General features: G+C 67.9%; 28 protein-coding genes. 12 read left to right on the top strand and 16 right to left on the bottom strand.

Annotated features, from left to right (window positions below):
- Window positions 1–7 precede the first annotated feature (7 nt).
- The 3 genes from ACWMMN_RS10380 to ACWMMN_RS10370 form a co-directional block, all read right to left on the bottom strand.
- Window positions 8–991: a DMT family transporter gene (locus tag ACWMMN_RS10380; RefSeq protein WP_486422644.1), complete on the bottom strand. Its 984-nt coding sequence runs from the start codon at window positions 989–991 to the stop codon at window positions 8–10.
- A gap of 135 nt (window positions 992–1,126) precedes the next feature.
- The gene (locus tag ACWMMN_RS10375; RefSeq protein WP_059236714.1) at window positions 1,127–1,813 is read right to left on the bottom strand and encodes a Vgb family protein; all 687 of its coding nucleotides are present in this window, start codon (window positions 1,811–1,813) and stop codon (window positions 1,127–1,129) included.
- A 31-nt stretch (window positions 1,814–1,844) separates the two neighbouring features.
- Complete coding sequence (locus ACWMMN_RS10370) at window positions 1,845–3,065, bottom strand: hypothetical protein (RefSeq protein WP_059233866.1); 1,221 nt, start codon at window positions 3,063–3,065, stop codon at window positions 1,845–1,847.
- Window positions 3,066–3,178: 113 nt separating this feature from the next.
- Here ACWMMN_RS10370 and ACWMMN_RS10365 point away from each other — a divergent pair, with 113 nt between their 5' ends.
- The 6 genes from ACWMMN_RS10365 (at window position 3,179) to ACWMMN_RS10340 (ending at window position 9,706) form a co-directional block, all read left to right on the top strand.
- On the top strand, window positions 3,179–3,943 hold the full coding sequence (locus ACWMMN_RS10365; RefSeq protein ID WP_174993033.1) for a DUF899 domain-containing protein: 765 nt from the start codon (window positions 3,179–3,181) through the stop codon (window positions 3,941–3,943).
- A gap of 28 nt (window positions 3,944–3,971) precedes the next feature.
- On the top strand, window positions 3,972–4,781 hold the full coding sequence (locus ACWMMN_RS10360) for a DUF2182 domain-containing protein (protein ID WP_486422643.1): 810 nt from the start codon (window positions 3,972–3,974) through the stop codon (window positions 4,779–4,781).
- Window positions 4,782–5,059: 278 nt separating this feature from the next.
- Window positions 5,060–6,520, top strand: a complete 1,461-nt coding sequence (gene guaB, locus ACWMMN_RS10355; RefSeq protein ID WP_034207642.1) for an IMP dehydrogenase — start codon at window positions 5,060–5,062, stop codon at window positions 6,518–6,520.
- Between the two features lie 6 nt (window positions 6,521–6,526).
- Window positions 6,527–7,132, top strand: coding sequence for an Asp23/Gls24 family envelope stress response protein (locus tag ACWMMN_RS10350; protein ID WP_486422642.1), 606 nt, complete (start codon window positions 6,527–6,529; stop codon window positions 7,130–7,132).
- Between the two features lie 107 nt (window positions 7,133–7,239).
- Window positions 7,240–8,859 (top strand): glutamine-hydrolyzing GMP synthase, encoded by a 1,620-nt coding sequence (gene guaA, locus ACWMMN_RS10345; RefSeq protein ID WP_059233870.1) that lies wholly within the window; start codon window positions 7,240–7,242, stop codon window positions 8,857–8,859.
- Window positions 8,860–9,412: 553 nt separating this feature from the next.
- Window positions 9,413–9,706, top strand: coding sequence for a hypothetical protein (locus ACWMMN_RS10340; RefSeq protein ID WP_059233871.1), 294 nt, complete (start codon window positions 9,413–9,415; stop codon window positions 9,704–9,706).
- A gap of 153 nt (window positions 9,707–9,859) precedes the next feature.
- Here the strand turns inward: ACWMMN_RS10340 and ACWMMN_RS10335 are convergent, their stop codons facing one another.
- Together ACWMMN_RS10335 and ACWMMN_RS10330 are read right to left on the bottom strand one after the other, a co-directional pair.
- Entirely contained in the window at window positions 9,860–10,477 is a 618-nt protein-coding gene (locus ACWMMN_RS10335) for a 3'-5' exonuclease (protein WP_059233872.1), read from the bottom strand.
- Between the two features lie 233 nt (window positions 10,478–10,710).
- Window positions 10,711–11,376 carry a DJ-1/PfpI family protein gene (locus ACWMMN_RS10330; RefSeq protein ID WP_340624214.1) on the bottom strand — a complete coding sequence of 222 codons (666 nt, stop codon included), beginning with the start codon at window positions 11,374–11,376 and terminating at the stop codon, window positions 10,711–10,713.
- Between the two features lie 96 nt (window positions 11,377–11,472).
- On the opposite strand from ACWMMN_RS10330, the gene ACWMMN_RS10325 reads away from it, so the two are divergent.
- A complete protein-coding gene (locus ACWMMN_RS10325) occupies window positions 11,473–12,027 on the top strand; it encodes a TetR/AcrR family transcriptional regulator (protein WP_174993029.1) in 555 nt (184 codons plus the stop codon).
- Window positions 12,028–12,141: 114 nt separating this feature from the next.
- Here ACWMMN_RS10325 and ACWMMN_RS10320 read toward each other — a convergent pair whose 3' ends face one another.
- The 11 genes from ACWMMN_RS10320 to ACWMMN_RS10270 all read right to left on the bottom strand — a co-directional run bounded on the left by ACWMMN_RS10320 (window position 12,142) and on the right by ACWMMN_RS10270 (window position 21,508).
- Window positions 12,142–12,606 carry an acetyltransferase gene (locus ACWMMN_RS10320; protein ID WP_059233874.1) on the bottom strand — a complete coding sequence of 155 codons (465 nt, stop codon included), beginning with the start codon at window positions 12,604–12,606 and terminating at the stop codon, window positions 12,142–12,144.
- Between the two features lie 113 nt (window positions 12,607–12,719).
- Window positions 12,720–13,211 carry an NUDIX hydrolase gene (locus tag ACWMMN_RS10315; protein WP_059233875.1) on the bottom strand — a complete coding sequence of 164 codons (492 nt, stop codon included), beginning with the start codon at window positions 13,209–13,211 and terminating at the stop codon, window positions 12,720–12,722.
- A gap of 50 nt (window positions 13,212–13,261) precedes the next feature.
- Complete coding sequence (locus tag ACWMMN_RS10310; protein ID WP_256085015.1) at window positions 13,262–14,146, bottom strand: NAD(P)-dependent oxidoreductase; 885 nt, start codon at window positions 14,144–14,146, stop codon at window positions 13,262–13,264.
- Window positions 14,147–14,253: 107 nt separating this feature from the next.
- The gene (locus ACWMMN_RS10305) at window positions 14,254–14,532 is read right to left on the bottom strand and encodes a gamma-butyrobetaine hydroxylase-like domain-containing protein (protein WP_486422641.1); all 279 of its coding nucleotides are present in this window, start codon (window positions 14,530–14,532) and stop codon (window positions 14,254–14,256) included.
- The gene (locus tag ACWMMN_RS10300) at window positions 14,529–15,524 is read right to left on the bottom strand and encodes a HEAT repeat domain-containing protein (protein WP_486422640.1); all 996 of its coding nucleotides are present in this window, start codon (window positions 15,522–15,524) and stop codon (window positions 14,529–14,531) included. Before ACWMMN_RS10300 ends, ACWMMN_RS10305 begins: the two co-directional genes overlap by 4 nt.
- 39 nt (window positions 15,525–15,563) lie before the next feature.
- The gene (locus ACWMMN_RS10295) at window positions 15,564–16,352 is read right to left on the bottom strand and encodes an ABC transporter ATP-binding protein (protein WP_486422639.1); all 789 of its coding nucleotides are present in this window, start codon (window positions 16,350–16,352) and stop codon (window positions 15,564–15,566) included.
- Window positions 16,349–17,224 carry an ABC transporter permease gene (locus ACWMMN_RS10290; protein ID WP_486422638.1) on the bottom strand — a complete coding sequence of 292 codons (876 nt, stop codon included), beginning with the start codon at window positions 17,222–17,224 and terminating at the stop codon, window positions 16,349–16,351. Before ACWMMN_RS10290 ends, ACWMMN_RS10295 begins: the two co-directional genes overlap by 4 nt.
- 47 nt (window positions 17,225–17,271) lie before the next feature.
- The gene (locus ACWMMN_RS10285) at window positions 17,272–18,696 is read right to left on the bottom strand and encodes an ABC transporter substrate-binding protein (RefSeq protein WP_256085011.1); all 1,425 of its coding nucleotides are present in this window, start codon (window positions 18,694–18,696) and stop codon (window positions 17,272–17,274) included.
- A 49-nt stretch (window positions 18,697–18,745) separates the two neighbouring features.
- The gene (locus ACWMMN_RS10280; RefSeq protein ID WP_486422637.1) at window positions 18,746–18,991 is read right to left on the bottom strand and encodes a 4Fe-4S dicluster domain-containing protein; all 246 of its coding nucleotides are present in this window, start codon (window positions 18,989–18,991) and stop codon (window positions 18,746–18,748) included.
- Window positions 18,992–19,001: 10 nt separating this feature from the next.
- Window positions 19,002–20,741, bottom strand: coding sequence for a fumarate reductase/succinate dehydrogenase flavoprotein subunit (locus ACWMMN_RS10275; RefSeq protein WP_486422636.1), 1,740 nt, complete (start codon window positions 20,739–20,741; stop codon window positions 19,002–19,004).
- Entirely contained in the window at window positions 20,738–21,508 is a 771-nt protein-coding gene (locus ACWMMN_RS10270; protein ID WP_059233884.1) for a GntR family transcriptional regulator, read from the bottom strand. The genes ACWMMN_RS10275 and ACWMMN_RS10270 overlap by 4 nt, the downstream gene beginning before the upstream one ends.
- Before the next feature lie 291 nt (window positions 21,509–21,799).
- On the opposite strand from ACWMMN_RS10270, the gene ACWMMN_RS10265 reads away from it, so the two are divergent.
- From ACWMMN_RS10265 to ACWMMN_RS10245, 5 genes are all read left to right on the top strand, one after another.
- A complete protein-coding gene (locus ACWMMN_RS10265; RefSeq protein WP_486422635.1) occupies window positions 21,800–23,020 on the top strand; it encodes an MFS transporter in 1,221 nt (406 codons plus the stop codon).
- 280 nt (window positions 23,021–23,300) lie between these two features.
- Complete coding sequence (locus ACWMMN_RS10260) at window positions 23,301–23,702, top strand: DnaJ family domain-containing protein (protein WP_027784729.1); 402 nt, start codon at window positions 23,301–23,303, stop codon at window positions 23,700–23,702.
- On the top strand, window positions 23,699–24,283 hold the full coding sequence (gene tadA / locus ACWMMN_RS10255) for a tRNA adenosine(34) deaminase TadA (protein WP_059233886.1): 585 nt from the start codon (window positions 23,699–23,701) through the stop codon (window positions 24,281–24,283). The genes ACWMMN_RS10260 and tadA overlap by 4 nt, the downstream gene beginning before the upstream one ends.
- 99 nt (window positions 24,284–24,382) lie before the next feature.
- Window positions 24,383–25,321: a muramoyltetrapeptide carboxypeptidase gene (ldcA, locus tag ACWMMN_RS10250; RefSeq protein WP_059233887.1), complete on the top strand. Its 939-nt coding sequence runs from the start codon at window positions 24,383–24,385 to the stop codon at window positions 25,319–25,321.
- 308 nt (window positions 25,322–25,629) lie between these two features.
- Window positions 25,630–26,334: a GntR family transcriptional regulator gene (locus ACWMMN_RS10245; protein WP_059233888.1), complete on the top strand. Its 705-nt coding sequence runs from the start codon at window positions 25,630–25,632 to the stop codon at window positions 26,332–26,334.
- Window positions 26,335–26,378: the final 44 nt, after the last annotated feature.

Raw genomic sequence — 26,378 nt, 5'->3', positions numbered from 1 at the left:
CTCCTTCTTAGCGGACCGCGGCGTTTGCGTTGGGCGGCGCGTGGTCCGGCGTATTGCCACCGGCCGGCGTGTCGCCGTGCTGTCGCACCGCGCCGTACACGCCGGCGAGCAGCAGCACGAGTGCGGCGATTTCGAGCGTGCGCGGCATCCGCTGGTCGTACACGAATGCGTACAGCATCGCGAACACGGTTTCGAACACGATCAACTGGCCCGACAACGTAAGCGGCAGCCGCTTCGACGCGGCATTCCACAGCCCGTTGCCGAGCCACGACGCGCCGATCGCGAGCACGAGGTTCAGCAGCCAGAACAACTGCCAGCGCGAAGCCGGGACGGCCGCCTGCACCGTACCCGCGGGCAGCGCGAGGATCGCGATCCAGCAGAGGCCGCCGATCAGGCCCGTCACGACGCCCCACAGTATCGACCACTCGTTGCCGCCGAAACGATGATGGCGCTGCAGGTAGCGCGCGTTCGCCACCGCATACCAGGTCCAGCTGGCCAGCGCACCCGCCGCGCAGGCGATACCCGCGAGCTTCTGGGGGAGCGTGGTTGCGTGCGCGGCTTCCGACGTAAACAAATCGACGTTGATGCAGACGATGCCCGCGATCACCAGCGCGAGCGGGGCGGCGAGCCGCCGCAGCGGCACGGCGCCGTGGTCGCCGAGGCCGGCGAGCGTGACGGTCACGGGCAGCACGCCGACGATCAGCGAGCTGGGCGCGATGCCGATCAGGTGCACGGCGCCGGACAGCAGCATGTAGTACGCGACGTTGCCGACGACGGCGAGCTTCACCAGGGCTGCGAGGTCTTCACGGGTCAGCCGCGCGAGCAGCGAGCGGGCGGCCGGCAGCGCGGCCGCGACCGATACGAGGCCGTACATCGCGTAGCGGCCGGCGCTCAGCAGCAGCGGCGAAAAATCGGTCAGCAGCCGCGGAACGAGAAACACCATGCCCCACAGGGCACCCGCCAGGACACCATAAACCACACCGCGCTGCATCGACTGCTCCGAACGAATGACTGATGTGCGCGCATCTTAGCGACGCCGTCGCGGCGGCGTCTTGTTCATTCCTGCACTCGGGGCGTCGCGAATGCCGGCGTGCGGTGCGCCGGAGCGGCTTCGACGGGCGGCGGATCAGGCGTCAGCGGGATCGGGGGTTGCCTGCGTGCCGTCGCCTGCCGCACGCGTGTGCGCCGGACGCCGCACGGTGCGCAGCTTGCCGCTGTTGCCGCCGCCGCAATAGAAGCGGTCGTGGCCGTCGGATTCGAGCCCCGATACGCCGACACCGGGCGGCATGTCGACCTGCTCGAGCACCTCGCCCGTACGCGGATCGATGCGCCGCAGGTCGCTCTGGTCGGCTTCCCACGTGCCGTGCCACAGCTCGCCGTCGACCCACGTCACGCCGGTGACGAAGCGGTTCGACTCGATCGTGCGCAGCACGGCGCCCGATTGCGGATCCACCTGATGAATCTTGCGTTCGCGGTACTGGCCGACCCACAGCGTGCCTTCGGCCCACGCGAGCCCCGAATCGGCGCCGCCCCCGGGCGCCGGGATCGTCGCGAGCACGCGGCCCGATTCGGGGTCGATTGTCTCGATGCGGTCTTCGACGATCTGGAACAGGTGGCGGCCGTCGTACGCGGTGCCCGCGTGCGCGGCGACGTCGAGCGAGCGGACGGTCGTGCCGCGCCCGGGATCGAGCGCATTCAGCTTGTCGCCGGACGCGAACCACACGTGCTGCCCGTCGAACGTGACGCCGTGCACGCCGTCGACACCGGGAAACGGGCCGTATTCGTGAAGGATGTCTGCAGTGGAGCGTTTCATGTTCGTCACCTCGTCGTTCGATGAGGTCATCCTAATCTCCCGGCAGCGCAACAGGGAGTAACAAGGTCGTCGCGAAACCGGGCAGCGGCGGCGTCATCCAGCGGCGTGCGCGGCCTCGGCCAAGCGCCTGCGCCTTGCCGGCTTCGGCGAGCGCGTCGAGCGCACGTTGTACGGTGCGCTGGCTCGCGCCGAGCGCGAGCGCCAGCGCGGAGCTCGACCACGCTTCACCGTCGGCGAGCAGCGCGAGCACCGCTGCGTGGCGATCGTCGACCGGGCGCGCGAGGACGACGGTCTCGCGCACGCCGAGCGGTTCGAGCGCGAAGCCGCGCGGTGTCGCGATGACGTTCGCGAGCGGGCGCAGCACCGCGCGCAACCGGCCGATCTCGACGCGCAGCCGCGCGCGATGCGATTCGTCCGCCTGTTTCGCGCGGAACGCGGCGGCGACGAGCGCGTTTCTCGACACGTCGCCCGGCCAGGCCTCGCCGAGCGCGCGGGCGAGCACGAACAGCACCGGGCGCCGCGCGAGCGACACGGTCGTGCGCGCGTCGCGCACCGTGTGGCGGCACGCATCGACGACGAGCGCATTCGACTCGAACAGCGTCTCGACTTCGTCGAGCGGGACGAGCCGCGATGAGCCGCGCGCAATGAGTCGCGCGGCCGGTGCGTCGAGCACGCCCGCCGCGGTGTCGACTTCGGCCGTCAGCGCGGCGATGCCGGCGTCGCGGGCGGCGGCCCGCGCACGGGCAAGCGCTGCACGGGCCGCGTGCGTGCGGATGCGGCGCATCGCGATGCCGGCCGCGATCAGTTCATGGGCGGCGCGCGACGCGGGCGGCAGTGGCGCGGGATCGAGCGTCGCGAGCCGCTGCTCGGCGTCGTCAAGGTGACCGATCAGCAACAACCGGCGCACGCCGAGATAGCGGGCATGCGCGGCATTTGCGCGGTCGCCGTGCGCGTCGAGCGTCGCGCAGGCCGCATCGAGCGCGCGCGTCGGCCACTGAAGGTCGCGCGACGCGAGCGCGATCTCGGCTTCCGCGACCACGCAGCGCGCCCGCGCGACAGCTTCCCTTGGACCGAACGCACGGGCGGCGCCGCGCACGAGGGCACGCGCGCGCTCGAAATCGCCGAGCTGCGCCATCGCGATGCCGCGCAGCGCGAGCGCCGGCGCATCGTCGCGCAGTGCAACGCGGTTCAGCGCGCCGAGCGCGTCGCCGGCCGCGAGCGCGCGTGCGGCCGCCGTGATCAGCGAATCCATTCGAATCCCGACACAGTTGTCACTCCCTCCGGCCCGATGTCGGCCACTAATCTAGCACCACGTACACGGCATCGTACGCCGTGCCCGGATACCCACCGAAGGAGGAACCCGCAATGACGACCCATCTCACCGGAACGCGCGACGAATGGCTGGCCGAGCGCCGCGCACTGCTCGACGCCGAAAAGGCGCTGACGCGGCAAAGCGACGAACTCGCGCGGCGGCGCCAGACACTGCCGTGGGTGCGCGTCGACAAGACCTACCGGTTCGACACCGAAGACGGGCAGGCGACGCTCGACGACCTGTTTCGCGGCCGCTCGCAACTGCTCGTCTATCACTTCATGTTCGGCCCCGATTACAAGGCGGGCTGCCCGTCATGCTCGGCGCTCGCCGATGGCTTCGACGGCTTTGCCGTGCATCTCGCGTACCACGACGTCACGCTTGCCGCCGTGTCGCGCGCGCCGCTCGTGAAGTTGCTCGCGTACCGCGAGCGGATGGGATGGACGTTTCCGTGGGCGTCGTCGGTCGGCAGCGAATTCAACTTCGACTTCAACGTGTCGTTCACCGAAACGCAGCAACGCGCGGGCGAGGTCGAATACAACTACGCGCGGGCCGGCCATGCGATGGACATGGATCCGCCGCCGGCGCCCGTCGTGCAGTTTGCGGCCACCTGCGGCACCGACGCGGTTACGTATTCGCTCGACCGGCCGGGGATGAGCGCGTTCGTGCGCGAGGACGGCGCCGTCTATCACACGTATTCGACCTACGCGCGCGGGCTCGACGGGCTGTGGGGGATGTACCAGTGGCTCGATCGCGCGCCGCGCGGGCGCAACGAGGCGGGCCCGTGGTGGCGCCGTCACGACGAGTACGTGCGCGGTTGAGCGCCGGCCGGCGACGGGCGGGGGCGTGATGACACGGCCGGCAACCGGCGGGGCGGGCGCCAATCCACGAGTATTCGGCGCGGCGGTCCTGGCCGTGTTCGCCGTCGCGGTGACGGCGACACTGGTGCAGCACGCGTCGATGGCCGCGATGGGTGGCGAGCCGATGCCCGGCGGCTGGACGGCTTCGGCCGCATGGCTGCAGCCGTGCGGATGGGGCGCCGGGCGCGCACTCACCGCGTTCGCCGGAATGTGGGGCGCGATGACCGTGACGATGATGCTGCCCGTGCTCGCGCCGATGCTCTGGCGCTATCGCCAGAACATCGGTCGGCAGGCGGCGCCGCGTCCGGCCGGGCTCGTCGTCGTCGCGGGAGCGGGGTATTTCGCGGTGTGGATGGCCCTCGGGGCGCTCGTGTTTCCGGCCGGCGCTGCACTGACGGGCGCTGCCATGCGGCTGCCGGCGCTGGCCCGTGCGATGCCGTTCGCGGCCGGCATGGTCGTATTGGCTGCGGGCGGGCTGCAATTCTCCGCGTGGAAGGCGCGCCGGCTGTCGTGCTGCCGGCACGCGACGGGCAGCGCGCACCGGTCGCAGGCGACGACTGCCGGCGCGGCATGGCGGTACGGCGTGCGGGCTGCGATGCATTGCAGCGCCTGCTGCGGAAACCTGATGGCGGTGGCGCTGGCCGTCGGCATGATGGACCTGCGCGTGATGGCGGCCGTGACGGTCGCGATCGCCGCCGAGCGCCTCGCGCCGTCCGGCGGACGAGTGGCGCGGATCGCCGGCTGTGCGGCGGTCGGCGGCGGCATTGCGATGATCGTGCATGCGGCCGGACTGCTATAACACAGGGTAGGCAGGCCGATTCGATGCGTTGCCGGGCCTTGTTTCACCGTGGCCGCGACCGTCGCGTGCCCCGTCCGCAACAGGCGAACGAGCCGTTTTGCCGCCGGTTGCGCGAATGGCTCGATGCAGCGGTGAAACGAAAGGCGATCGAAAACGAACCGAACCGCGATCCGAACGATTCGGCCCCCGAACGGCTGAAACCGGCTAAGCCGTTGTTCGTGTTGTGAAAATTCGCGGCGCTTCGCGTATAATTCGCTTTTGCGCCCATAGGATTTGCCATGCGTCTGATCCAAAAAGCACTCACTTTCGATGACGTGCTCCTCGTTCCCGCCTTTTCCGACGTTCTCCCGCGCGACACCAGCCTCAAGACCAAGCTGACCCGCAACATCTCCCTGAACATGCCGCTCGTGTCCGCCGCGATGGACACGGTCACCGAAGGTCGCCTCGCGATCGCGATGGCGCAGCAGGGTGGCGTCGGTATCGTCCACAAGAACCTCACGCCGGCCGAACAGGCTCGCGAGGTCGCGAAGGTCAAGCGTTTCGAGTCGGGCGTCGTCCGCGACCCGATCACGGTGCCGCCGCAGATGAAGGTGCGCGACGTGATCGCGCTGTCGCGCCAGCATGGCATCTCGGGCTTCCCGGTCGTCGAAGGTCCGCAACTCGTCGGTATCGTCACGAACCGCGACCTGCGTTTCGAAACGCGCCTCGACGAGCCGGTCAAGTCGATCATGACGCCGCGCGAGCGCCTCGTCACGGTCAAGGAAGGCACGCCGCTTGCCGAAGCGAAGGCGCTGATGCACAGCCACCGCCTCGAGCGCGTGCTGGTCGTCAACGACGCGTTCGAACTGCGCGGCCTGATGACCGTCAAGGACATCACGAAGCAGACCGAGCACCCGGACGCGTGCAAGGACGAACACGGCAAGCTGCGCGCAGGCGCGGCGGTCGGCGTCGGCCCGGACAACGAAGAGCGCGTCGAGCTGCTGGTGCAGGCCGGCGTCGACGTGATCGTCGTCGATACCGCGCACGGTCACAGCAAGGGCGTGCTCGAGCGCGTCCGCTGGGTCAAGCAGAACTTCCCGCACGTCGAAGTGATCGGCGGCAACATCGCGACGGCTGCCGCTGCGAAGGCGCTCGTCGAATACGGCGCGGACGCGGTCAAGGTCGGTATCGGCCCGGGCTCGATCTGCACGACGCGGATCGTCGCGGGGGTCGGCGTGCCGCAGATCAGCGCGATCGCGAACGTCGCGGAAGCGCTGAAGGGCACCGGCGTGCCGTGCATCGCCGACGGTGGCGTGCGCTTCTCGGGTGACGTGTCGAAGGCCCTCGCGGCCGGCGCGAACGCGGTGATGATGGGCAGCATGTTCGCGGGCACCGAAGAGGCGCCGGGCGACGTGTTCCTGTATCAGGGCCGCCAGTACAAGTCGTACCGCGGCATGGGTTCGGTCGGCGCGATGAAGGACGGCGCGGCAGACCGTTACTTCCAGGACAATTCGGCGAACATCGACAAGCTCGTGCCGGAAGGCATCGAAGGCCGCGTCGCATACAAGGGTTCGGTCAACGCGATCCTGTTCCAGCTGGTCGGCGGCGTGCGCGCCAGCATGGGCTACTGCGGCTGCCGCACGATCGACGAGCTGCACGAGAAGGCCGAGTTCGTCCAGATCACGGCAGCGGGCATGCGCGAGTCGCACGTGCACGACGTGCAGATCACGAAGGAAGCACCGAACTATCACGTGGACTGATCGCCGATGAAACCGCTGCTGCGAGCTGTGCTGATCATCGATGCCGTATTGCTGCTGGCGTTCGGCGTGCTGTTCGTGCTGACGCCCTGGCAGTCGCTGTTCAACGCATTGCAGCTGGCGAACATCCAGCCTGCGATGCTCGGTCAGGCGTTCGGCATCGCGTTGCTCGGGCTCGCGTGGCTCGCGTTTCATGCGGCGTTCAACGGCGATCTCACGGCGCCTGTCGCGCGGTCGGTCGGTCACGTGTACTGGCTGACCGGCGTGCTGACGATCATCTGGTCGCTCGGGGCCGGCAACGGTCCCGCGCTGGCGGCCGCCGGCCGGGTGCTGTCGGTCGCGGCCGGCGTTGTGCTAATCGTGCTCGGTCTCGGCGGCGTGCGGATCGCATCGGCCGTGCGCCGGCGCGAGAAGGCGCAGGCGCTCGAGGCGCGCGCACCGGCGCAGCGTCCGGCCGAGCCGGCGATGGCGCCCGCGTCGTCGCCCGCACCGCAGCGTGCCGAGCCCGTCGTCAGCCGTCCCGCGGCGCCCGCGGCATCGTCGCCGGCTGCATCCGGTTCCAGTCGATCGTCAGGCGGCGTCGCACTCGACGAACGCCCGCCGATGCAGGATTGACCGGCGATGCGTCGCGCGAGCCGCCTGCCGCCCGACGCCGCTGTCCATGCTTTTGACGCAGCGCTTGGTGCGCTGCTTTTCTTATTCTCTTCATCCCGTCCGCAGCCATGCACGACAAAATCCTGATTCTCGACTTCGGTTCGCAAGTCACCCAACTGATTGCGCGGCGTGTGCGTGAAGCGCACGTCTACTGCGAAATCCATCCGAACGATGTGTCCGACGACTTCGTCCGCGAGTTCGCGCCGAAGGCGGTGATCCTGTCGGGCAGCCACGCGAGCACGTACGAAGACCATCAGCTGCGCGCGCCGCAGGCCGTGTGGGATCTCGGCGTGCCGGTGCTCGGCATCTGCTACGGCATGCAGACGATGGCCGTGCAGCTCGGCGGCAAGGTCGAGTGGAGCGACCATCGCGAATTCGGCTACGCGGAAATGCGTGCGCACGGCCATACGCGCCTGCTCGACGGCATCGAAGATTTCACGACGGCCGAAGGCCACGGGATGCTGAAGGTCTGGATGAGCCACGGCGACAAGGTTGCCGAGCTGCCGCCGGGCTTCGCGCTGATGGCGTCGACGCCGAGCTGCCCGATCGCCGGCATGGCCGATGAAGCGCGCGGCTACTACGCGGTGCAGTTCCACCCGGAAGTCACGCACACGGTGAAGGGCCGCCAGATCATCGAACGCTTCGTGCTGCAGATCGCCGGCGCGAAGCCCGACTGGATCATGAAGAACCACATCGAGGAAGCCGTCGCGAAGATCCGCGAGCAGGTCGGTGACGAGGAAGTGATTCTCGGCCTGTCGGGCGGCGTCGATTCGAGCGTCGCGGCCGCGCTGATCCATCGCGCGATCGGCGACCAGCTCACGTGCGTGTTCGTCGACCACGGCCTGCTGCGCCTGAACGAAGGCAAGATGGTGCTCGACATGTTCGAGGGCCGCCTGCATGCGAAGGTCGTGCACGTCGATGCGGCTGACCAGTTCCTCGGCCACCTGGCCGGCGTGACCGATCCGGAAGCGAAGCGCAAGATCATCGGCCGCGAATTCGTCGAGGTGTTCCAGGCCGAGGCGAAGAAGCTGTCGAAGGCGAAGTGGCTCGCGCAGGGCACGATCTACCCGGACGTGGTCGAATCGGGCGGCACGAAGACGAAGAAGGCGACGACGATCAAGAGCCACCACAACGTCGGCGGCCTGCCGGAAACGCTCGGCCTGAAGCTGCTCGAGCCGCTGCGCGACCTGTTCAAGGACGAAGTGCGCGAGCTGGGCGTCGCGCTCGGCCTGCCGCCGGAGATGGTGTACCGTCATCCGTTCCCGGGCCCGGGCCTCGGCGTGCGGATCCTCGGCGAAGTGAAGCGCGAATTTGCGGATCTGCTGCGCCGCGCAGACGCGATCTTCATCGAGGAACTGCGCGGCACGACCGCGACCGCGCAGGATGCAGCTGCCGGCCTGTGCGGTGAAGCCGACGTCGGCAAGAGCTGGTACGACCTGACGAGCCAGGCGTTCGCGGTGTTCCTGCCGGTCAAGTCGGTCGGCGTGATGGGCGATGGCCGGACGTATGACTACGTGACGTCGCTGCGCGCCGTGCAGACGACCGACTTCATGACCGCACACTGGGCGCACCTGCCGTACGCGCTGCTGGGTCGCGCGTCGAACCGGATCATCAACGAGGTGCGCGGGATCAACCGGGTCGTGTACGACATCTCGGGCAAGCCGCCGGCGACGATCGAGTGGGAATAACTGGACGTCCGGCACGTACCGGTACGAACTGACCGCAGAACACATCAAAGCCCGCTTCACAGCGGGCTTTTTTGTTTTTGGCCCGCTTGGCGCATCGCGCGGATTTCGTGCTTCATCGGCCAGAACACACCGAGAACATTCGTGCGCCGTGAGGGGTCGCGGGTGCCTTTAGTTCCGTTGTTCCGTTCTCGTTCGACCAGCGTCTCCGCTCGTCGACTGCACCAAGCCGTACTCAATCGGCGCCTGCACTCAGTTGCGGCGCAAGAGGTGCGGGTTTGAAGCAGCGTCCGCGTGCGCAGTGAGACCGCTTGATGGAGAAATCGGAAAACGACGCGCTGCTACCCCCCGTTTCGCCGCGACTGTAATCGAGTGTAATTGATTGCGCCTCGTGCTCAGCCTAACTTCGTCCCCGCAGGGCTCTTGGCGGATGGCTGGCCCAAGCCACCACGGAGAGGGTGATGAACGTTGTCGATGCGTGACTCGCGCAAGTCAGATTCGGCCTATACGACCCTGGGTTTCGGCTTTTTTTCAACTCACTGCAGGAGAAATTGTCATGTCGAACGAAAATTTCAGCGAAATTCAGAAGTTCGCGGAGCAGGCGGACGGCTTGAAGCGCGTCGAGGTGGAGTCAATCCAGCTGGGCTATTGGGACCAGCACGATACCTTTCCGTTCATGCTCAATAACGAGGGGGCGAATTCGTTTGAAGTGGATGCGTCGAACACGGCGTTGCTGATCCAGATCGGCAACGCGCTCACGGCGCTTGGACAGAAGCAGAAGGTCGTGGCCTACCTGGGAGACCTCAGCCACGGAGGTACCCTCAAAGTGCTCCTTATCGGCCTCGCGTAGTAAAAACAAGTCGCGACTCGGTTGGTCGGCGCCGTGGGCCGGTCACGTCGAAATCGACTGGAAGACTGTTGCGACACGAAAACGGTTTGGCGGGTTGCCAGGCCGTTTTTCATTGACGGATGGCGCAAGTCAGCGCCGTCGCGCCTCGGATGCTCACGCGTGCGTGCCCACGAGCGAACGCAGGTACGTCGGCACTTTCGCCTTCGCCGTGGCCTGGACACGCGTCATGAGCGCGTGATCGATGCGATCCAGTCCGTAAGTCCGCGCAATGTCGTGCTGCAAGCGGCACCACAGGTGACCGGCCATCTCGGCGTCGACCATCGCCCGGTGCGCACGCCCCGATTTCGGCAACCGCAGCATATCCACGAGGCTCGACAGGCGGTGACTCCGGGCATCCGGGTAGATGCGCCTCGCCACCAGCATCGTGCACGCAAAGGCATGCTCGGCCGACATGCCGAGAAGCTCGAGTTCCGCCTGCCAGAACCGTTTGTCGAAACCGGCGTTGTGGGCCACGACCGCATGCTTGCCGACGAACGCCGCGGCTTCCTTCATGACTTTCGACGCCGGCGGAGCCGCTGCGATCATCTCGTTCGTGATGCCGGTCAGCGCGACGACATCGGACGGGATGCGCCTGCCCGCATTCATCAGGCTCTGGAAACGGTCGACGACTTGTCCATCCCGGAGCAGGATGACGGCGATTTCGGTTGCTCGGTCGCCCATATTGGGCGAAAGTCCGGTTGTTTCGAAGTCCAGTACTGCAACGGTTTGCATGGTCGAATCCTGTTGCTTCACGCGGTGTCGTTAGAGTGGCCGAGAGGTTAGCATCTCCAGGCCCGCGACAGGCTCGTTCTGCCCGGGAAACGACCATCCGTGCGGTGAGCGCCGACCCGGTCGATGACCCGGACCGCCCGCGAACTCGCCCCGATCCGCCATTGGCTTGGCGGGACGCACATGGTGCAACAGGGTGCCGGCCGCCGACTATCGGCAGCGCGTTGGCCCGTGCGTCATGCCGCAAGCCCGTTTTCGCCTTCGACCATCCGGATCGTACCCGTGGCTTGCCCCGCACCCTGCCTGATGCTGAACTCGATCAGGTCTTCATAAATCTCCCGTTGCCCGGCGGGCAGCACGGGTTGCAGGGTCTCGCGGCGCTTGTCCGCATCGAACATCGATTCCACCAGCCATCCTGTCAGATAGACCGACGCAAGGCATCCGCCCGCGGTCGCGACGTTGCGACGGCATACCAGCGGCTGGTTCGGCACGTCCAGCCCGAGTGCCTGCAAGCCTTTCCGCGCGTCGGGATGCGTCGTGGCGCGGCGCTCCGGCAGCAGCCCGAGCCGCTCGAGAATGAAAGCCCCGCCGCAGATCGACCCGACAAGCTGGCGCTCGGTATCGAGATCGAACGACGGCAGGAAATCGGGATGGGCCAGTGCGGCCGGTACGCCTTCCTTGCCGCTCGAAAAGAGGACCGCGTCGGCGTGATTGGCGTCGGCAAGCGGGCCGTGCGTCGGGATGGCCAGACCATGTGCGGAATGCAGCACCGGCTGCGCACCCAGAATCCGGACGCGCCAGTCGCGGCAGTTGCGGCCGAGAATGTCCCACATCAGGAACAGGTCGACGTCGGTGAACCGGTCGAATGCGACGAGAGCGATGTCTTTCAAGGTGGACTCCATGCGTGGTGGCGCGCTGCCGGAAGCGGCGGCGGCCGTGATAGAGTTCGCAGCCTATCTGTCCATGCCGCACCATACACAGCCTGTATGGCGATGACGATGAGCACACTGACGCGAAACGACTGGATTGCAGCGGGCTTCGACGCCCTCGACGGGGAAGGGTATGCGGGCATTTCGGCCGAGTGCCTCGCGCGACGGCTGAACGTGACCCGCGGTTCGTTCTATCACCACTTCCGTAATCGCGAGGATTTCGTCAGGACCTTGCTGACCGCATGGGAGGACGACTACGCCGCGCGCATGCTTGCCTACGCGGCGGACGGTCGCGGCGCCGTCGACACGCTGGCGCGCTATCTGCGCATTGCCGCCGAGAAGCGGTCCGGGCGTGAAATCGCGATCCGCGCATGGGCGTTGCACGATCCGCTGGTCGCGGAATTCCAGCAGCGCGTCGATGCGGCCCGGCTCGCGTTTGCGATCGAGACGTCACGCAGGCTCGTGCGTACGCCGGACGAGGCGGAGATCGTCGGGCAGGCCGTGCACATGTGCCTGATCGGTGGTCAACAGGCCGGGCTGCGGCGCGATGCCGTCCGGTTCAACGGTTTCATGCAGCGCGCGGTTGCAATGGTCGAACGCGTGCTGCCGATACGTCGCGCCTGATGCGTCATGTGGCCGCGTGACGCATGCGTGGAGCCGGCCCGGTATCGGGTAGCGCGTTCGCGTGCCCGGTGCGCGTGACGTGGAGGGCGGCGCGATACCCCGCGTCGGCCACGGTCATGCGTGCCGCGGCGAGGACGACGGTGTTGCTCGATAGCGCAGGTGAATCAGCGGATAGGCGCGCCCCTGCCCGTCGAGCGCCGATCGCCCGGTGCGCTCGAAACCGAGCCGTTCATAGAATCCGGCCGCCGCTTCGTTCTGCTCGTTGACGTCGGTCGACAGGTCGGGATGCCGCTTGAGCGCTGCTTCGACAAGCCGCCGTCCGACGCCCGCGCCGTGGTGGGCGGGATCGACGAACAGCGCTTCCAAGTGACCGCCGTCGAGCAGCATGAAGCCGATCGCGCGGTCGGTATCGTCGACGGCGAGATCGAGCGGCGCATCGGGCAGGAACGCGACGACGTCGGATTCGATCGCGCGACGGTCGTCGTCGCTCAGGAAATGGTGCGTGGCATCGACTGCGCTGCGCCAGATGTCCAAAACGCGTGCGCCGTCGGCCTGGGTGGATTTGCGAATTCTGATCATGGTTTGGCCCATCTTTGATTTGTAATTGGAAGTTCGGCGGGTAGCCGGCGCCGTCATGGCCCCGGTCGGGCTGCTCGCAAGGGCTGCGAGAACGACGGCGGTGTTTCAGGTATTCAGGCGTTGGCCGGACGCCGCGCGTTACCCAGAGCCGTCGCACGCTCGAGCGCGCAGCGCGCGACCTCGCGAACGCCTGCGCTCATCGGCAAATCGTTGCGGTCGAGTTCGGCGAGATCGAACCAGCGCGCGTCGAGCGCATCGTCGCCGGCGGCGGGCGTGCCGCGCAACCATCGGCACAGCACCGCGACCATGACGAAATGCTGGCGCACGCCGCCGCCAGCATCGTAATCGAACGCATCGAGCGCGGTAAAGACGTCGAGTGCCTCGACGTCGACGGTGGTTTCTTCGACGATCTCGCGCACGACCGCGTTCGCAATCGATTCCCCCGCTTCGATCTTGCCGCCGGGATAGCCCCAGCAGCCCGCATCGGGCGGATTGGCGCGGCGCACCAGCAGCACGTCGCGCTCCCGCAGGACGATGCCGATCACGGCGGGAACGGGGCGAACGGAGGCGGTGACGCCGGTCGGGGAGCGGGGCGAGTCGGACATGCGGTTCTACGCGCGGGTGCGTTCGAGTATGTGTGGCGGCCGGCGACGATTCATTGCGCGTCGCCGGTGCGCCGCTCGATCGCGCGGATCACGGCGACCATGTCGTCCGCGCCATGTCCGGCCCGCTCGGTCTCGCCGTAAAGCGCATGGCAGATGTCGAGCAGTGGCGACGCGATGCCGATGCCGCGCGCGGATTCGGCGACGAGGCGCGCATTCTTCAGCACGTCGGTGATCGCGGCCTGCACGGAGAAATCGGCCGCGACGAGTTTGCCGAGCTTCACGCGCGACACGTCGCTCGCCATCGGGCCCGCGTTCAGCACGTCGGCGAAGCGGGCGAGATCGATGCCGTGGCGTTGCGCGAAATGCGTGGCTTCGGTCAGGCCGGTGACCATTGTGATCAGGAACAGGTTCACGGCGAGTTTCATCGTCAGCGCCGACGGTACGTCGCCGCACACGAAGCTGTCGCGGCACAGTGGCTTCACGAGCGCGCGGACGTCGTCGACGTCGGCCGGTGCGCCGGCGAGCATCACGACGAGTTGCCCGGCTTCGGCCGGCTTGCGCGACCCCGACACGGGCGCTTCGACGTAACGGCCCGACGCGGCAGCGATGTCATCGGCCAGCGCACGCGAATACCCGGGTGCGTTGGTGCCCATGTTCACGATCGTGTGGCCGCCGACACGGGCAGCAAAACCGGGTGTGCCGCGCGCGAGGACGGCATCGATCGCCGCGTCGTTCGCGAGCATCAGGATCACGGTGCGGCAGGCAGCGAACACGTCGTCGGCATGCTCGACGACGCGCGCGCCGGCGTCGCGCAGCGCATCGTCGCTGCCGTGCGACCGGCTCCATGCGACGAGTGGCGTGCCGGCCCGCGCGAGATTGAGCGCCATCGGCGTGCCCATCACGCCGAGTCCGATGAATCCGACTGCTGTTTGCATGTGCCTGCTCCCACGGTGGGTGGAGACGATCATGGGCGTCAGTATCGCAGCGTTTTCGTACGCCTGCCATTCCGCCCGCGCGATCCGGGGAAGCCGCGTCACGGACGCTAGGCGATGTCCGCCAGGTACGGCCACGGATAAATGCCGCGCGCATGGCCGTCGCCGAACACGAAGCGGATGCCGTAGCCGAGCGCTTCCACGCCGTCCAGCGTCAGGCCGGACCGCGCGTCGATCTGGCCGCCGTCGAACCGGATCCGTCGGCATTCCGCGCACGGGCAATCGCTGCGCAACTGCGCATAGCCGATGCGCTGCGTGCCGCCGTCGGGCCAGCGCAGGGTCAGCGCGCGTGCCGGATGATCGAGTGCGATTTCGGTCGGTACGATCATCGCGCCGCCGCGCCGATTTGCTGGATCGCGATCCGCACGGCCTTGCGGACTTCCGGATCTCGATCTTCCAGCGCGTCGTTCAGCGCGGGCAGCGTCGCCCGGTCGTGCAATTCGCCGAGCGCGAGCGCAGCTTCCTTGCGCAGGTTGCTGATCGTATGCGAAAGCAGTGCGGCGACGGCCGGTGCCGCGGCGGCGTCGCGCAATTGCCCGAGCGCACGCGCGGCCCGCAGGCGCACCTGCCAGTAGTCGTCGTCGAGCGCGGCGACGAGCGGGTCGCGCGCAGCCGCGATGCGCAGCTTGCCGAGCGTGGCGGCCGCTTCCTCGCGCACCTGCCATTCGGCGTCTCGCAGCGCCGCGAGCAACGCGGCGGCGACGGCCGCGTCGCCGGCTGGTGCGAAGCCGATCGCGCCGACCGCGGCGCGCCGCACGTCCGCACTGGCGTCCGTCGTTGCAACGCGGGCGAGCGGCGGCAGCGCGCGAGCATCCTTGAGCCAGCCGAGCACGACGACCGCCTCCGCGCGGACGGCAGCGGTGCTCGCGTCGAGGGCACGCAGCGCGGGCGCGAACGCATCGGGGGCGCGCAACTCGCGCAGCCCGCGCAGCACGGCGCCGCGCACGAACGGCTCCTGCCGGTCGGCCCAGCGGCACAGCACGGCGCCCGATGCCGCGTCCTTCAGTTCGGACAGGCTCTGCGCGGCGGTCGCGCGCACGCGGTCGTCCGGATCGAGCAGCGCATGGCACAGCGCGTCGACGACATCGGGCTGTTCCCATGCGTCGAGCACGCGCGCAGCCTCGCTGCGCACGTCGGCCGACGGGTCGTCGCGCAGCGCCGCGACGAACGACGGCACGAGTTCGGGCGCATCGAGATCGGCGAGTTCGAGCAGCGCAACGCGGCGCACCGACGCATCGGATGCGGCGAGGCGCGCGACAAGCGCGGCGTGGTCGGAGGCCGGCACACCGGGCAGCGGGAAAGCGGAGGAGGAGACGGTCATGGGAGCAAAGTCGGAGCGATGAATGGACGGGGCGCGTGCTCAGGCCGCATCGCGCAGCAGCGCAAGGCAGCGGCGCTTGATGTCGACGAACGCGGGCTCGGTCGTGCTGTCGTCGGTGCGCGGCCGCGCGAGCGGCACGCGGATGTCGGCGACGATGCGCGCGGGCCGCGGCGACAGCATCAGGATGCGGTCGCCGAGAAACAGCGCTTCCTCGATGTCGTGCGTGACGAACAGCACGGTCGTGCCGATCCGCGACCAGATGTCGAGCAACAGCGTCTGCATCATCCGGCGCGTCTGCGCGTCGAGCGCGCCGAACGGTTCGTCCATCAGCAGCACGCGCGGACGGTTGATCAGTACGCGGGCGATCTCGACGCGCTGCTGCATGCCGCCGGACAACTGCGCGGGGTAGTGCGCGCCGAACTCGCCGAGCCCGACGAGTTCGAGCAGCGCGGCGGCTTCGCGGCGGCGCTCGCGCGCCGGCACGCCCTTCATCTTCAGGCCGAACGCGACGTTGTCGATCACGCGCTTCCACGGAAACAGCGTGTGCTGCTGGAACACGAGCCCGCGATCGGGATGCGGGCGATCGACGGTCTCGCCATCGACGACGATCTCGCCCTGCGTGGCCGCGACGTGGCCGGCGAGTGCGCCGAGCAGCGTCGATTTTCCGCAGCCCGACGGGCCGAGCACGCAGACGAATTCGCCGGGCGCGATGTCGACGTCGAGTGCGTCGAGCGCCGCGAAGCGCGCATGCGGCGGCCCCAGCTCGATCGTCAGCGCACGCACGCCGACGCGGCCCGGTGCGGGCGGTGCAACGCCTGTTGCGCTCATTGCCGGCCTCCGCGCGGGGCGTACCACGGCGTGAGCGCGGTGCCGATGCGCTTGACGAGCAGGCTGCTGCCCATCCCGAGCAGGCCGATCAGCGCCATGCCGACCACGATGTCCGGGTAGTTCTGCAACGTATAGGACTCCCACGTGAAGTAACCGATGCCGTACTGGCCCGCGATCATCTCGGCCGTGACGAGGCAGAACCATGCGGTGCCCATTCCGATCGACAGGCCCGTGAAGATCGACGGCGCGGCGCCGGGCAGGATCACTTCCGCATACAGCGCGATGCCGCGCGTGCCGAGGCTGCGCGCGGTCGCGATGAGCCGCGGGTCGACGGCTTCGGCGCCATGCACGGTATTGAGCAGGATCGGGAACAGCGCGCCGACGAACGTGATGAACATCATGCTCAGCTCGGACGACGGAAACATCAGGATCGCGAGCGGAATCCACGCGACGGCCGGAATCGGCCGCAGCATCTCGAGCGGCGGCAGCAGCGCGTCTTCGAGCAGGCGATAGCGGCCGATCGCGAGCCCGAGGCCGATACCCGCGACCGCCGCGGCGACGAAGCCGGCCAACACGCGCGTGACGCTCGCGAACAGGTGCATCGGCAGCTTCGGCGATTGCAGGAACGATGCCAGCGCGGGGCCGACGTCGGCCGGCGCGGGCACGTTCGCGAACGTGACGATGCCGAGCGACAGCCGCCAGTGGACGGCCGCCTGCCACAGCGCGATGCACGCGGCGAGCGACGCGATCCGCCATGCGCGGCGGCGCATGGGCGTCGAATGGCGGCGCGCGGCGCTGTGCGGCAGGCGCGCGTCGCCGGTACGCGGTGCCGCGGTGAAACGGCGTTTGACGAGTTCGAGGGTGGCGGCCATACGGAGGTCCCGTGTCGACGAATGGAGAGAAGGGGCGCGCGCGGCGTTCAGCGCGCGGCGAGTGCCGGCGCGGTGACGGCCTTCGCGGCCGCGTAGTCGACCACCGCGCCCGCTACCTGCTGCGCATACGCATCGGCGCCCGACTTCAGCAGGAACGCGGTCAGCACGCCGTGCGCGTCCTTCACGTACCACGCCTGGTCGGCGAACAGCTTCAGGCCGCTCGCGTGGTCGTGCACGAACACTGCACGGACCTTCGCGGACGGGCCGAGCTTCCCGAGCGCGGCGAAGGCGGCCGCGGGGCTCGCGTAGTGACGCACGGCGTCGTCGCCGGCGAGCCATACTTGCGCGACGTCGTTGAAATCGCGGATCGGCTTGCCGGTCGACGCATCGTTCGCGGCCAGCGGCTGCTTGCCGTAGTGCGTCAGCGCGGCGTCGTAGTCGAGCCCGGACGCCTTGAACGCCGCGCGGATATAGCGGTCGTCGACGAATGTCGCGGGGTCGGGCGCCGAGTCGGTTTTCTTCAGCAGCTTCAGCGTATCGATGGCCGTCGCGACGGCTTGCCGGTATTCGGGCTTCCAGGTGAGGTCGCGGGTCTGGATGCCGAGCGGCCCGTGATACAGGTAGTCGACGGGCGCCTCGATGCCGGTGACTTTCTCGATCAGCAGGCTGTATTTCTCCGGGTTCTGCGTGAACAGGCGGTTTGCCTCGATCGTGGCGCGCAGATAGGCCACCACGACTTCGGGATAGCGTTGCGCGTAGTCCGCGTCGACGAGCGCGCCGTGGAAGGTCGGCGCATGGGTCTGCGCGCCGTCGTAGATCTTGCGCGCGATGCCGCGGTACGGAAACAGGTCGGCGAACGGCACGAAGTCCGCATGCGCGTCGATCTTGTTGGCCTTCAGCGCGCTGCCGGCTACTTCCGGCGCCTGCGTGACGATGTTCACGTCGGTGTCGGGGTTCCAGCCCTGGGCCTTGATCGCGCGCAGCAGCATGCCGTGCGCGGTCGACGCGAACGGTACCGAGATCGTCTTGCCCTTCAGGTCGGCCAGCGCGCGTACCGTCGAATTCACCGGCACGACGATCCCGTTGCCGCTGCCGTCGATGCTGCCGTCGAGCACGGTGATGAATACGCTCCGGCGGCCGGCCTTGCGGAATGCCGCGCCGTTCAGCGCGCCGGGGAAATCGGCCATCGCGCCGAAGTCGAGCTTGCCGGCGACCATCTCGTTGGTCAGCGGCGCGCCGGACGTGAAATCCTTCCACTGCACGTCGTACTTCACGTCCTGGTACTTGCCGGTGCGCGGCAGGTACCTGTCGAGCAGGTGCAATTCGCGGATCAGCAAGCCGCCGGTCGCGCAGTTGATCGTCGTGTCCTGCGTGCCGATCGCCACGCGGATCGTCTCCGCATGCGCAAAACCGGTGGCCATGACCGCGATCGACGCGGCGAGCAGGCGGAACATCCGTAGCGTTCTTTTCATGTGTCGTGAGTCCGGGAGAGGGGGCGCGGTGCGCCGGTCGCGCACCGTGTCAGCGCAGCAGATAAGGGATGTCGACCTTGACCGCGCCCGTCGGGCAGTCGCGCTCGCACGGCATGCAGTACCAGCATTCGTCGAACTGCATGTAGGCCTTGCCCTGGGTGACGTCGATCGCGAGCAGGTCGAGCGGGCACACGTCGACGCAGACGGTGCAGCCCTTGTCGGCAATGCACAGGGCCTCGTCGATCGTGACGGGTGCGCTGCTGCGCTGGAAGATGTCGTGCGGGGTATGGGACATGGCAGGTTCCTCAAAGGGCGGCCGCGAGCGCGGCCGGTTCGCGGATGCGCAGTTGCGCATAGGCGCCGCGTTCGTCGTCGGCGAGCGGCACGAGATACGGTTCGACCGGCCGTTTCTCGCTGCGCATCGCGCCGTCGGCGCCCTTGCGCAGCCAGGTGTGGCAGAACCATTCGGCATCGTTGCGGTGCGGAAAGTCGACGCGATGGTGGTACAGCCCCCAACGGCTCTCGGTGCGGAACAGCGACGCGCGCGCAGCCATTTCCGCGCAGTCGCGGATCGCGCGCACTTCGGCCGCGCGCATCAGCTCGTGCGGGTGGTTTGCCTTGATTTCTTCGATATCCTCAATAATTCCGTCAAAACGTTGAAGGCCGATTTCCATCTTGCGCGTCACCTTCGGCGGTTGCAGGTAGTCGTTCACCATGCGGCGCAGCTTGTACTCGACCTGTGCCGGCGCCAGGCCGCGCTCGCGCAGCAGCGGGGCGAGCGCGCGGGTGCGCTCGGCATCGACCTGCTGGTCGTCCACCGGTGCGAGTTCGCGGCCGGCCACGTAGTCGGCCGCGTTCTGCCCGGCGAACCAGCCGTACGTAAACGCGCCGAGCATGTAGTTGTGCGGAACGGCCGCCATGTCGCCGGCTGCGTAAAGCCCGGGCACGGTCGTCTCCGCGCGTGCATTCACGTACACGCCCGATGCGCTGTGACCGCTGCAGAAGCCGATCTCGGAGATGTGCATCTCGACCATCTGGCTGCGGTAGTCGGTGCCGCGCCCTGCATGGAAGCGGCCGCGGCTCGGCCGCTCGTTCGTATGGAGGATTTGCTCGATGGTGCGGATCGTTTCTTCCGCGAGGTGGTCGAGCTTCAGGAACACGGGACCGTTGCCGCTCTGCAGCTCCTGATAGAACTCCCACATCATCTGGCCGCTCCAGTAATCGCATTCGATGAAGCGCTCGCCCTTGCCGTTCGCGGTGAAGCCGCCGAGCGGGCCCGTCACGTACGCGCACGCGGGGCCGTTGTAGTCCTTGATCAGCGGGTTGATCTGGAAGCATTCGAGGTTCGCGAGTGCCGCGCCCGCGTGATAGGCCATCGCGTAGCCGTCGCCCGCGTTGGTCGGGTTCTCGTACGTGCCCATCAGGTAGCCCGACGCCGGCAGCCCCAGGCGGCCGGCCGCGCCGCAGCAGAGGATCACGGCCTTCGCGCGGATCACGTGAAATTCGGCGGTGCGGCAGTCGAAGCCGAGCACGCCGCTCGCGCGGCCCTGCGCGTCGGTCAGCACGCGCGTCGCGACGATCCGGTTCGTGATCGCGATGCGCGCGCGCTTCAGTTGCCGGTACAGCACCTTCTTGATGTCGTGTCCCTCCGGCATCGGCAGCACGTACGAGCCCATGTGATGGACCTTCTTGACCGCGTAGTCACCGGTGCCGTCCTTCTCGAACTTCACGCCCCAGCGATCGAGCTGCTCGATCGTCGCGAAGCTGTGCGTCGCATACGCGTACACGGCTTCCTGGTCGACGATCCCGTCGTTGGCGATCGTGATCTCGCGCGTGTACTGCTCGGGCGTCGCATGACCGGGGATCACCGCGTTGTTCAGGCCGTCCATGCCCATCGAGATCGCGCCGCTGCGCTTCACGTTGGCCTTCTCGAGCAGCAGCACGCGCAAGGACGGATCGCGCTCCTTCGCCTTGATGGCCGCCATCGGGCCGGCCGTGCCGCCGCCGACCACGACGATGTCGTATTCGTGCACATGGGTATTCATCGCGGGTTCCTTGCAGGTTTGCGCGCCTTCTGCCGGTCGACGCGCAACCGGTACTGGAAGGCGTCGCCGCGGAAGTAGAGGTATTCGTAGTCGATCGGTGCACCCGACGCGTCGTGCGTGAGGCGCTCGATGCGCAGCACGGGGCTGCTTTCCTCGACGTGCAGCGCGTCGACGATCTCGTCGTCGGCGAGGATCGCGTCGATCGACACGTCGGCATGGCCGAGCGGGACGCCGCAGTCGTTTTCGAGGATCAGGAAGATGTCCCGGGTCGCGAGATCGGCGCCGGCGAGCCGCTTGCCGAGCGCCTCGGGCACCCAGGTCTGTTCGAGCGACACCGGCTCGCGGTTCAGCAGCCGCACGCGGTGGATCTCGACGAGCGGCGCACCTTCCGGCACGTTCAGCTTGGTGGCCAGATGGCGGTCGGCTTTCACGGTGCGCAGGCTGCGCAGCTGGTTGACGATCTCGTAGCCCATCGACGACATCGCCTCGGCGAACCCCTGCAGCGACGTGACGTTCTGGAATGCCTTCGGCTTCGACACGAACGTGCCCTTGCCATGCAGCTTGAACAGCAGGCCTTCCTTCTGCAGGTCGCCGAGCGCCTGACGCACCGTGATGCGGCTGACGTCGAACATCGCGCAAAGCTCGTGCTCGGACGGCATGCGGCTGTGCGGCGCATAGGTGCCGTCGAGAATGCGCGCGCGCAGCGTGTCCTTGATCTGCACGTAGAGCGGGGCCGCCGACAGCGGCACGACGTTGGGTGGGGTCATCGGTCAACTTGTTATGACAAGATGGGACGAGTGTAGTCAGCGCGATCGCGTGCCCCAACCAACTTTTTCTGATTTCGAATTTCCGGTTGCGGAAAAGCGGGGCGTACGGACGATCCGCCCCTTGCGAGCCGCGTGGAATCGCCGACAATGAAAAAAACCACGCGTCCGTGCGCCGCGCATGTCGATTTCCCGATGCGTCGCCCGTCGTAGTCATGTCGACCGGGTATCGCGCCGCGCACGTGGCCTGCACCGGGTTGCCGAGGACGGTAAGAACGAACCAGGAGACGTCACATGCCGGATTCCCGATACCGCTGGGTGATCGTCGCCGCGGGCGGCCTGATGGGCTGCGTCGCGATCGGCGCGATGTTTTCGTTGCCCGTGTTCCTGCGGGCCATTGCGCGCGACACGGGCTGGTCGATGACCGGCATTTCCGGCGCGATGACGCTCGGCTTCATCGCGATGGCCTTCGCGAGCATGGCGTGGGGCAGCCTGTCGGACCGGATCGGCACGCGGCCGGTCGTCATCGCGGGCGCGGTGCTGCTGTCGGCGAGCCTCGCGCTGGCGAGCCGCGCGCCGTCGCTGCTCGTGTTCCAGCTGACCTTCGGCCTGGCCGTCGGCAGTGCGACGGCCGCGATATTCGCGCCGATGATGGCGTGCGTGACGGGCTGGTTCGACACGCATCGCAGCCTCGCGGTGTCGCTGGTGTCGGCCGGCATGGGGATGGCGCCAATGACGATGGCGCCGCTCGCCGCGTGGCTCGTGTCGGTGCGTGACTGGCGCACGTCGATGCTGCTGATTGCCGCGCTGGCGGCCGTCGTGATGATTCCGGCGTCGCTGCTGGTGCGGCGGGCGCCCGCGCTCGATCATGCGCCCGCGCCCGCGCCCGCGCCCGCGCCTGCCGGCGCACCCGCGGCGATGTCGGTCTCGGACGCGCTGCGCTCGCCGCAGTTCACGATCCTGCTGCTGACCAATTTCTTCTGCTGCGCGACGCACTCGGGCCCGATCTTCCATACGGTTAGCTACGCAGTCACGTGCGGGATCCCGCTGATCGTCGCGGTGTCGATCTACAGCGTCGAAGGGCTCGCGGGCATGGGCGGCCGGATCGCGTTCGGGATTCTCGGCGACCGCCTCGGTGCGAAGCGCATGCTGGTGGCCGGGCTGCTCGCACAGGCGCTCGGCGCGCTCGGCTACTACTTCGTGCGCTCGCTCGACGGGTTCTACGCGGTCGCGACGCTGTTCGGCTTCATCTATGCGGGCGTGATGCCGCTGTATTCGGTGCTCGCGCGCGAGAATTTCCCGCTGCGGATGATGGGCACCGTGATCGGCGGCTGCGCGATGGCCGGCAGCCTCGGGATGGCCACGGGCCCGGTCGCCGGCGGCCTGATCGTCGATACGTTCGGCAGCTACGGCTGGCTGTACCTCGGCTCGTTCGCGATCGGCATCGGTGCGTTCCTGATCGCGACGACGTTCCGGCCGTTCGCGAAAACGCGGCCGGAAACGGTGGCCGCGTAACACGGCGACGGAAGCAGGTCAGCTGCCGTTTCGCCGGACCGGCCCGGTTCGCCCCGCGTCGTTACGAACAAAAAACAGGGCCCGACACCGCTTGCATTTGCGATGGCCCGGACGGCGCTCAGCCTGCTGCGGCGCAGCAGAGCGGGAAGTGACGGCGATCGGCGTGCATGCGCCGCGATTCGGCCCCTAAAAAACGCAATATCGAGCATATATTCGAAGAGCCTGTCATCGCCGCGTCACCCTGCTAGAATTCGGCCTGCCGCATTGTTCCGATTGACTGATGAGATTGCTTGACGCCCTGGTCGAACAACGTATCGCCGCCGCCGCCGCGCGGGGCGAGTTCGACGATTTGCCGGGTACCGGCGCGCCACAGGCGCTGGATGACGACCTGCTCGTGCCCGAGGAGGTGCGGGTGGCCAACCGTATCCTGAAGAACGCGGGCTTCGTGCCGCCGGCCGTCGAGCAATTGCGCGCGCTGCGCAACCTGCACGACGAAGTGCAGGCGGTCAGCGACCGTGCCGCGCGCTGCCGGCTGCAGGCCAAGATCCTTGCACTCGACATGGCGCTGGAATCGCTGCGCGGCGGCCCGATGGTGATGCCGCGCGACTACTGCCGGCGCATCGCCGAACGCCTGTGCGAGCGTGGGCTCGACGACGCGCCCGCCGAAGCGGGGACGATGTGACGTCCGACGCGCTGCACGACGCAGCCCGCCCGGCCGCTGACCCCGCTGCCGATTCTCCCGTTCCCGAAGCCGCGCCCGTATCGGCGCGCGACCTGCATTTCATGCGTCTTGCGCAGGCTGCCGCCGAAGAGGCGCGGGCGGCCGGCGAAGTGCCGGTCGGCGCGGTGCTCGTGCGCGGCGACGAAGTGATCGCACGCGGCTTCAACCATCCGATCGGCGGGCACGATCCGTCGGCACATGCGGAAATGGCCGCGCTGCGCATGGCCGCGCAGCATCTGCAGAATTACCGGATGCCCGGATGCGAGCTGTACGTGACGCTCGAACCGTGCCTGATGTGCGCCGGCGCGATCATGCATGCGCGCATCGCACGGGTGGTCTATGGCGCCGCCGATCCGAAGACGGGCGCGTGCGGCAGCGTGATCGACGCGTTCGCGAATCCGCAGCTCAACCACCATACCGAAGTGACCGGCGGCGTGCTCGCGGACGAATGCGGGGCCGCGCTGAAGTCGTTCTTCGCCGAGCGCCGCCGCGCGCTGCGCGAAGCGCGGCACGCCCGCGACGCCGAATCCGGCGCGTCATAGGCGCCCCGGCCGCGCCCGGCGTTCCGGGCGTGCACGGTTCCGTGAACCGGAGACGGTTCGGACCCTCTAAGCAGGTTTGACGACCCGACACCTTTCGCCATGTCCTTCCAGCCCGCCGCGTCCTACACCATCCGCCTGCTGGCGCCGTCCGGCTATCCGCACGACCCCGATGCGATCAACCGCGCGCTCGAGCGCCTCAGCACCGCGCAGCAACGCATCGAGAACATCGAGGCGACGCAGCGGCGCTTCCAGCGGTTCGGCGGGACCGACGGCGAGCGGGCAGGCGACCTGAACCGCCTTGCCGATCCCGAGCGGCCGCTGCCGGACATCGCGCTCGCGGTGCGCGGCGGTTACGGTGCCGCGCGAATCCTGCACGGGCTCGACTATCGCGGGCTCGAACGCCGGCTGCGCGACCAGCCGGTCGCGCTCGTCGGCCACAGCGACTTCACGGCGATCCAGCTTGCGCTGTACGCGAAGGCGCGCATCAAGACGTTCGGCGGCCCGATGCTGTCGGCCGACTTCGGCGCGGAAACGCCGAGCGACTTCACGATGCAGCACTTCTGGCAGACGCTGACGCAGCCGAGCACGACGATCGTCACCGAGGCGCCGCAGGTGCAGGCGGTAAACGTGACGGGCACGCTGTGGGGCGGCAACCTCGCGATCCTCACGTCGCTCGTCGGCACGCCGTACATGCCCGATATCGAGGGCGGCATCCTGTTCATCGAGGACGTCAACGAGCAGCCGTTCCGGATCGAGCGGATGATCTACCAACTGCACCTGTCGGGCCTGCTCGCGCGCCAGCAGGCGCTCGTGCTCGGCCAGTTCACCGGTGCGCGGCCGTTCGAGTACGACAACGGCTACGACATGCAGGCAATGATCGACCAGGTGCGGGCGGTGATCGGGATTCCGGTCGTCACGGGGCTCCAGTTCGGCCACGTGCCCGACTTGCTGACTTTGCCGTTCGGCGCGCAGGCGCAACTGGTCGCGAATGCTCACGGCTTCCGGCTGACGTTGTCGGACTATCCGCATCTCGGCTGATGCCGGCGCGATCGATCGAAAGGCGGGTTTCCCCGCCTTTTTCTTTATGTAAGCACGCAACTAACGGTCTGGAATTTTCGTCGACGCAAACCCGTTGTTCACCCGGTTGTGCACCAAGTTTGTCAACAAAATCGCTGGAAGGGTATACGACGAGAAGGGCCTCTGTCATGCCTGTCAGCCTTGTCATGCATGGATTTCGTGCGTCTTGCACCGCGTGACGGCACACCGCTGCACGCCGATTGTGCGGAATCCGCCAAAAGAATTGTTGACAATCTTTATGTCCGCCCTAGGATGAGGACCATCACACGATGCAGATCATGAACGAGCCCGATTCCCATCCGTCCGGCGCAGCCGGTCCCGAAGCGATCGCCGAGCGGATCCGCACCGCGATCCTCGAGCATCGGCTCGCGCCCGGCGCGAAGCTGACGGAGGCGCAGCTCTGCGACGTGTTCGGCGTGAAGCGCGGGACGATTCGCCAGGCGCTCGCGCAGCTCGCGACCGACAAGCTGGTCGACCTCGAGCCGAACCGCGGCGCGTTCGTCGCGAGCCCGACGCTGCAGGACGTGCACGAGGTGTTCGAGATGCGCCGGATCATCGAGCTTGCGGTGGTCGAGCGGCTCGCAACCGGGCCCGGCGCGAAGCGGCTGAAGGGTGTCGCCACGTTGATCGACAAGGAACGCAGGGCGTTCGAGCGGCACGACGTCGCGGCATGGATCCGGCTGTCGGGCGAATTCCACACGGCGCTCGCGACACTGATGGGCAATGCGACGCTCAGCGAGTGCCTCGAAGGGCTCGTCGCACGCTCGACGCTGATGTCGGCGCTGTACGAATCGCACGGGCGCAGCCCGTGCTCGTGCGACGACCACGACGAGATCCTCGCCGCGCTGGAGGCAGGCGATCCGAAGCAGGCGGTGACGCTGATGGCGCGCCACCTGCAGCATGTCGAACTGAAGATGCTGGACCGGCCCGCGCAAGGGCAGGTCGATCTGCGCGAAGTGTTCGGCGGCGCCTGAGCGGCGACGCGAACCCGGCCGCGCGCCACAGAACGAGAGCAATG

This window comes from Burkholderia cepacia complex sp. TUM26381, assembly GCF_057439935.1.
This window is presented reverse-complemented; position numbering and strand designations above follow the sequence as displayed.

Excerpts from the sequence above, each read along its gene's own strand:
- ACWMMN_RS10245 (WP_059233888.1), top strand. The coding sequence starts at position 25,630 with ATGCAGATCATGAACGAGCCCGATTCCCATCCGTCCGGCGCAGCCGGT.
- ACWMMN_RS10280 (WP_486422637.1), bottom strand. The coding sequence starts at position 18,991 with ATGTCCCATACCCCGCACGACATCTTCCAGCGCAGCAGCGCACCCGTC.
- ACWMMN_RS10260 (WP_027784729.1), top strand. The coding sequence starts at position 23,301 with ATGAGATTGCTTGACGCCCTGGTCGAACAACGTATCGCCGCCGCCGCC.
- ACWMMN_RS10315 (WP_059233875.1), bottom strand. The coding sequence starts at position 13,211 with ATGTCCGACTCGCCCCGCTCCCCGACCGGCGTCACCGCCTCCGTTCGC.
- guaB (WP_034207642.1), top strand. The coding sequence starts at position 5,060 with ATGCGTCTGATCCAAAAAGCACTCACTTTCGATGACGTGCTCCTCGTT.
- ACWMMN_RS10335 (WP_059233872.1), bottom strand. The coding sequence starts at position 10,477 with ATGCAAACCGTTGCAGTACTGGACTTCGAAACAACCGGACTTTCGCCC.
- guaA (WP_059233870.1), top strand. The coding sequence starts at position 7,240 with ATGCACGACAAAATCCTGATTCTCGACTTCGGTTCGCAAGTCACCCAA.
- ACWMMN_RS10375 (WP_059236714.1), bottom strand. The coding sequence starts at position 1,813 with ATGAAACGCTCCACTGCAGACATCCTTCACGAATACGGCCCGTTTCCC.
- ACWMMN_RS10305 (WP_486422641.1), bottom strand. The coding sequence starts at position 14,532 with ATGATCGTACCGACCGAAATCGCACTCGATCATCCGGCACGCGCGCTG.
- ACWMMN_RS10310 (WP_256085015.1), bottom strand. The coding sequence starts at position 14,146 with ATGCAAACAGCAGTCGGATTCATCGGACTCGGCGTGATGGGCACGCCG.
- ACWMMN_RS10285 (WP_256085011.1), bottom strand. The coding sequence starts at position 18,696 with ATGAAAAGAACGCTACGGATGTTCCGCCTGCTCGCCGCGTCGATCGCG.
- ACWMMN_RS10370 (WP_059233866.1), bottom strand. The coding sequence starts at position 3,065 with ATGGATTCGCTGATCACGGCGGCCGCACGCGCGCTCGCGGCCGGCGAC.
- ldcA (WP_059233887.1), top strand. The coding sequence starts at position 24,383 with ATGTCCTTCCAGCCCGCCGCGTCCTACACCATCCGCCTGCTGGCGCCG.
- ACWMMN_RS10340 (WP_059233871.1), top strand. The coding sequence starts at position 9,413 with ATGTCGAACGAAAATTTCAGCGAAATTCAGAAGTTCGCGGAGCAGGCG.
- ACWMMN_RS10300 (WP_486422640.1), bottom strand. The coding sequence starts at position 15,524 with ATGACCGTCTCCTCCTCCGCTTTCCCGCTGCCCGGTGTGCCGGCCTCC.
- ACWMMN_RS10295 (WP_486422639.1), bottom strand. The coding sequence starts at position 16,352 with ATGAGCGCAACAGGCGTTGCACCGCCCGCACCGGGCCGCGTCGGCGTG.
- ACWMMN_RS10320 (WP_059233874.1), bottom strand. The coding sequence starts at position 12,606 with ATGATCAGAATTCGCAAATCCACCCAGGCCGACGGCGCACGCGTTTTG.
- ACWMMN_RS10360 (WP_486422643.1), top strand. The coding sequence starts at position 3,972 with ATGACACGGCCGGCAACCGGCGGGGCGGGCGCCAATCCACGAGTATTC.
- ACWMMN_RS10290 (WP_486422638.1), bottom strand. The coding sequence starts at position 17,224 with ATGGCCGCCACCCTCGAACTCGTCAAACGCCGTTTCACCGCGGCACCG.
- ACWMMN_RS10265 (WP_486422635.1), top strand. The coding sequence starts at position 21,800 with ATGCCGGATTCCCGATACCGCTGGGTGATCGTCGCCGCGGGCGGCCTG.
- ACWMMN_RS10270 (WP_059233884.1), bottom strand. The coding sequence starts at position 21,508 with ATGACCCCACCCAACGTCGTGCCGCTGTCGGCGGCCCCGCTCTACGTG.
- ACWMMN_RS10380 (WP_486422644.1), bottom strand. The coding sequence starts at position 991 with ATGCAGCGCGGTGTGGTTTATGGTGTCCTGGCGGGTGCCCTGTGGGGC.
- ACWMMN_RS10330 (WP_340624214.1), bottom strand. The coding sequence starts at position 11,376 with ATGGAGTCCACCTTGAAAGACATCGCTCTCGTCGCATTCGACCGGTTC.
- ACWMMN_RS10350 (WP_486422642.1), top strand. The coding sequence starts at position 6,527 with ATGAAACCGCTGCTGCGAGCTGTGCTGATCATCGATGCCGTATTGCTG.
- ACWMMN_RS10275 (WP_486422636.1), bottom strand. The coding sequence starts at position 20,741 with ATGAATACCCATGTGCACGAATACGACATCGTCGTGGTCGGCGGCGGC.
- ACWMMN_RS10365 (WP_174993033.1), top strand. The coding sequence starts at position 3,179 with ATGACGACCCATCTCACCGGAACGCGCGACGAATGGCTGGCCGAGCGC.
- ACWMMN_RS10325 (WP_174993029.1), top strand. The coding sequence starts at position 11,473 with ATGAGCACACTGACGCGAAACGACTGGATTGCAGCGGGCTTCGACGCC.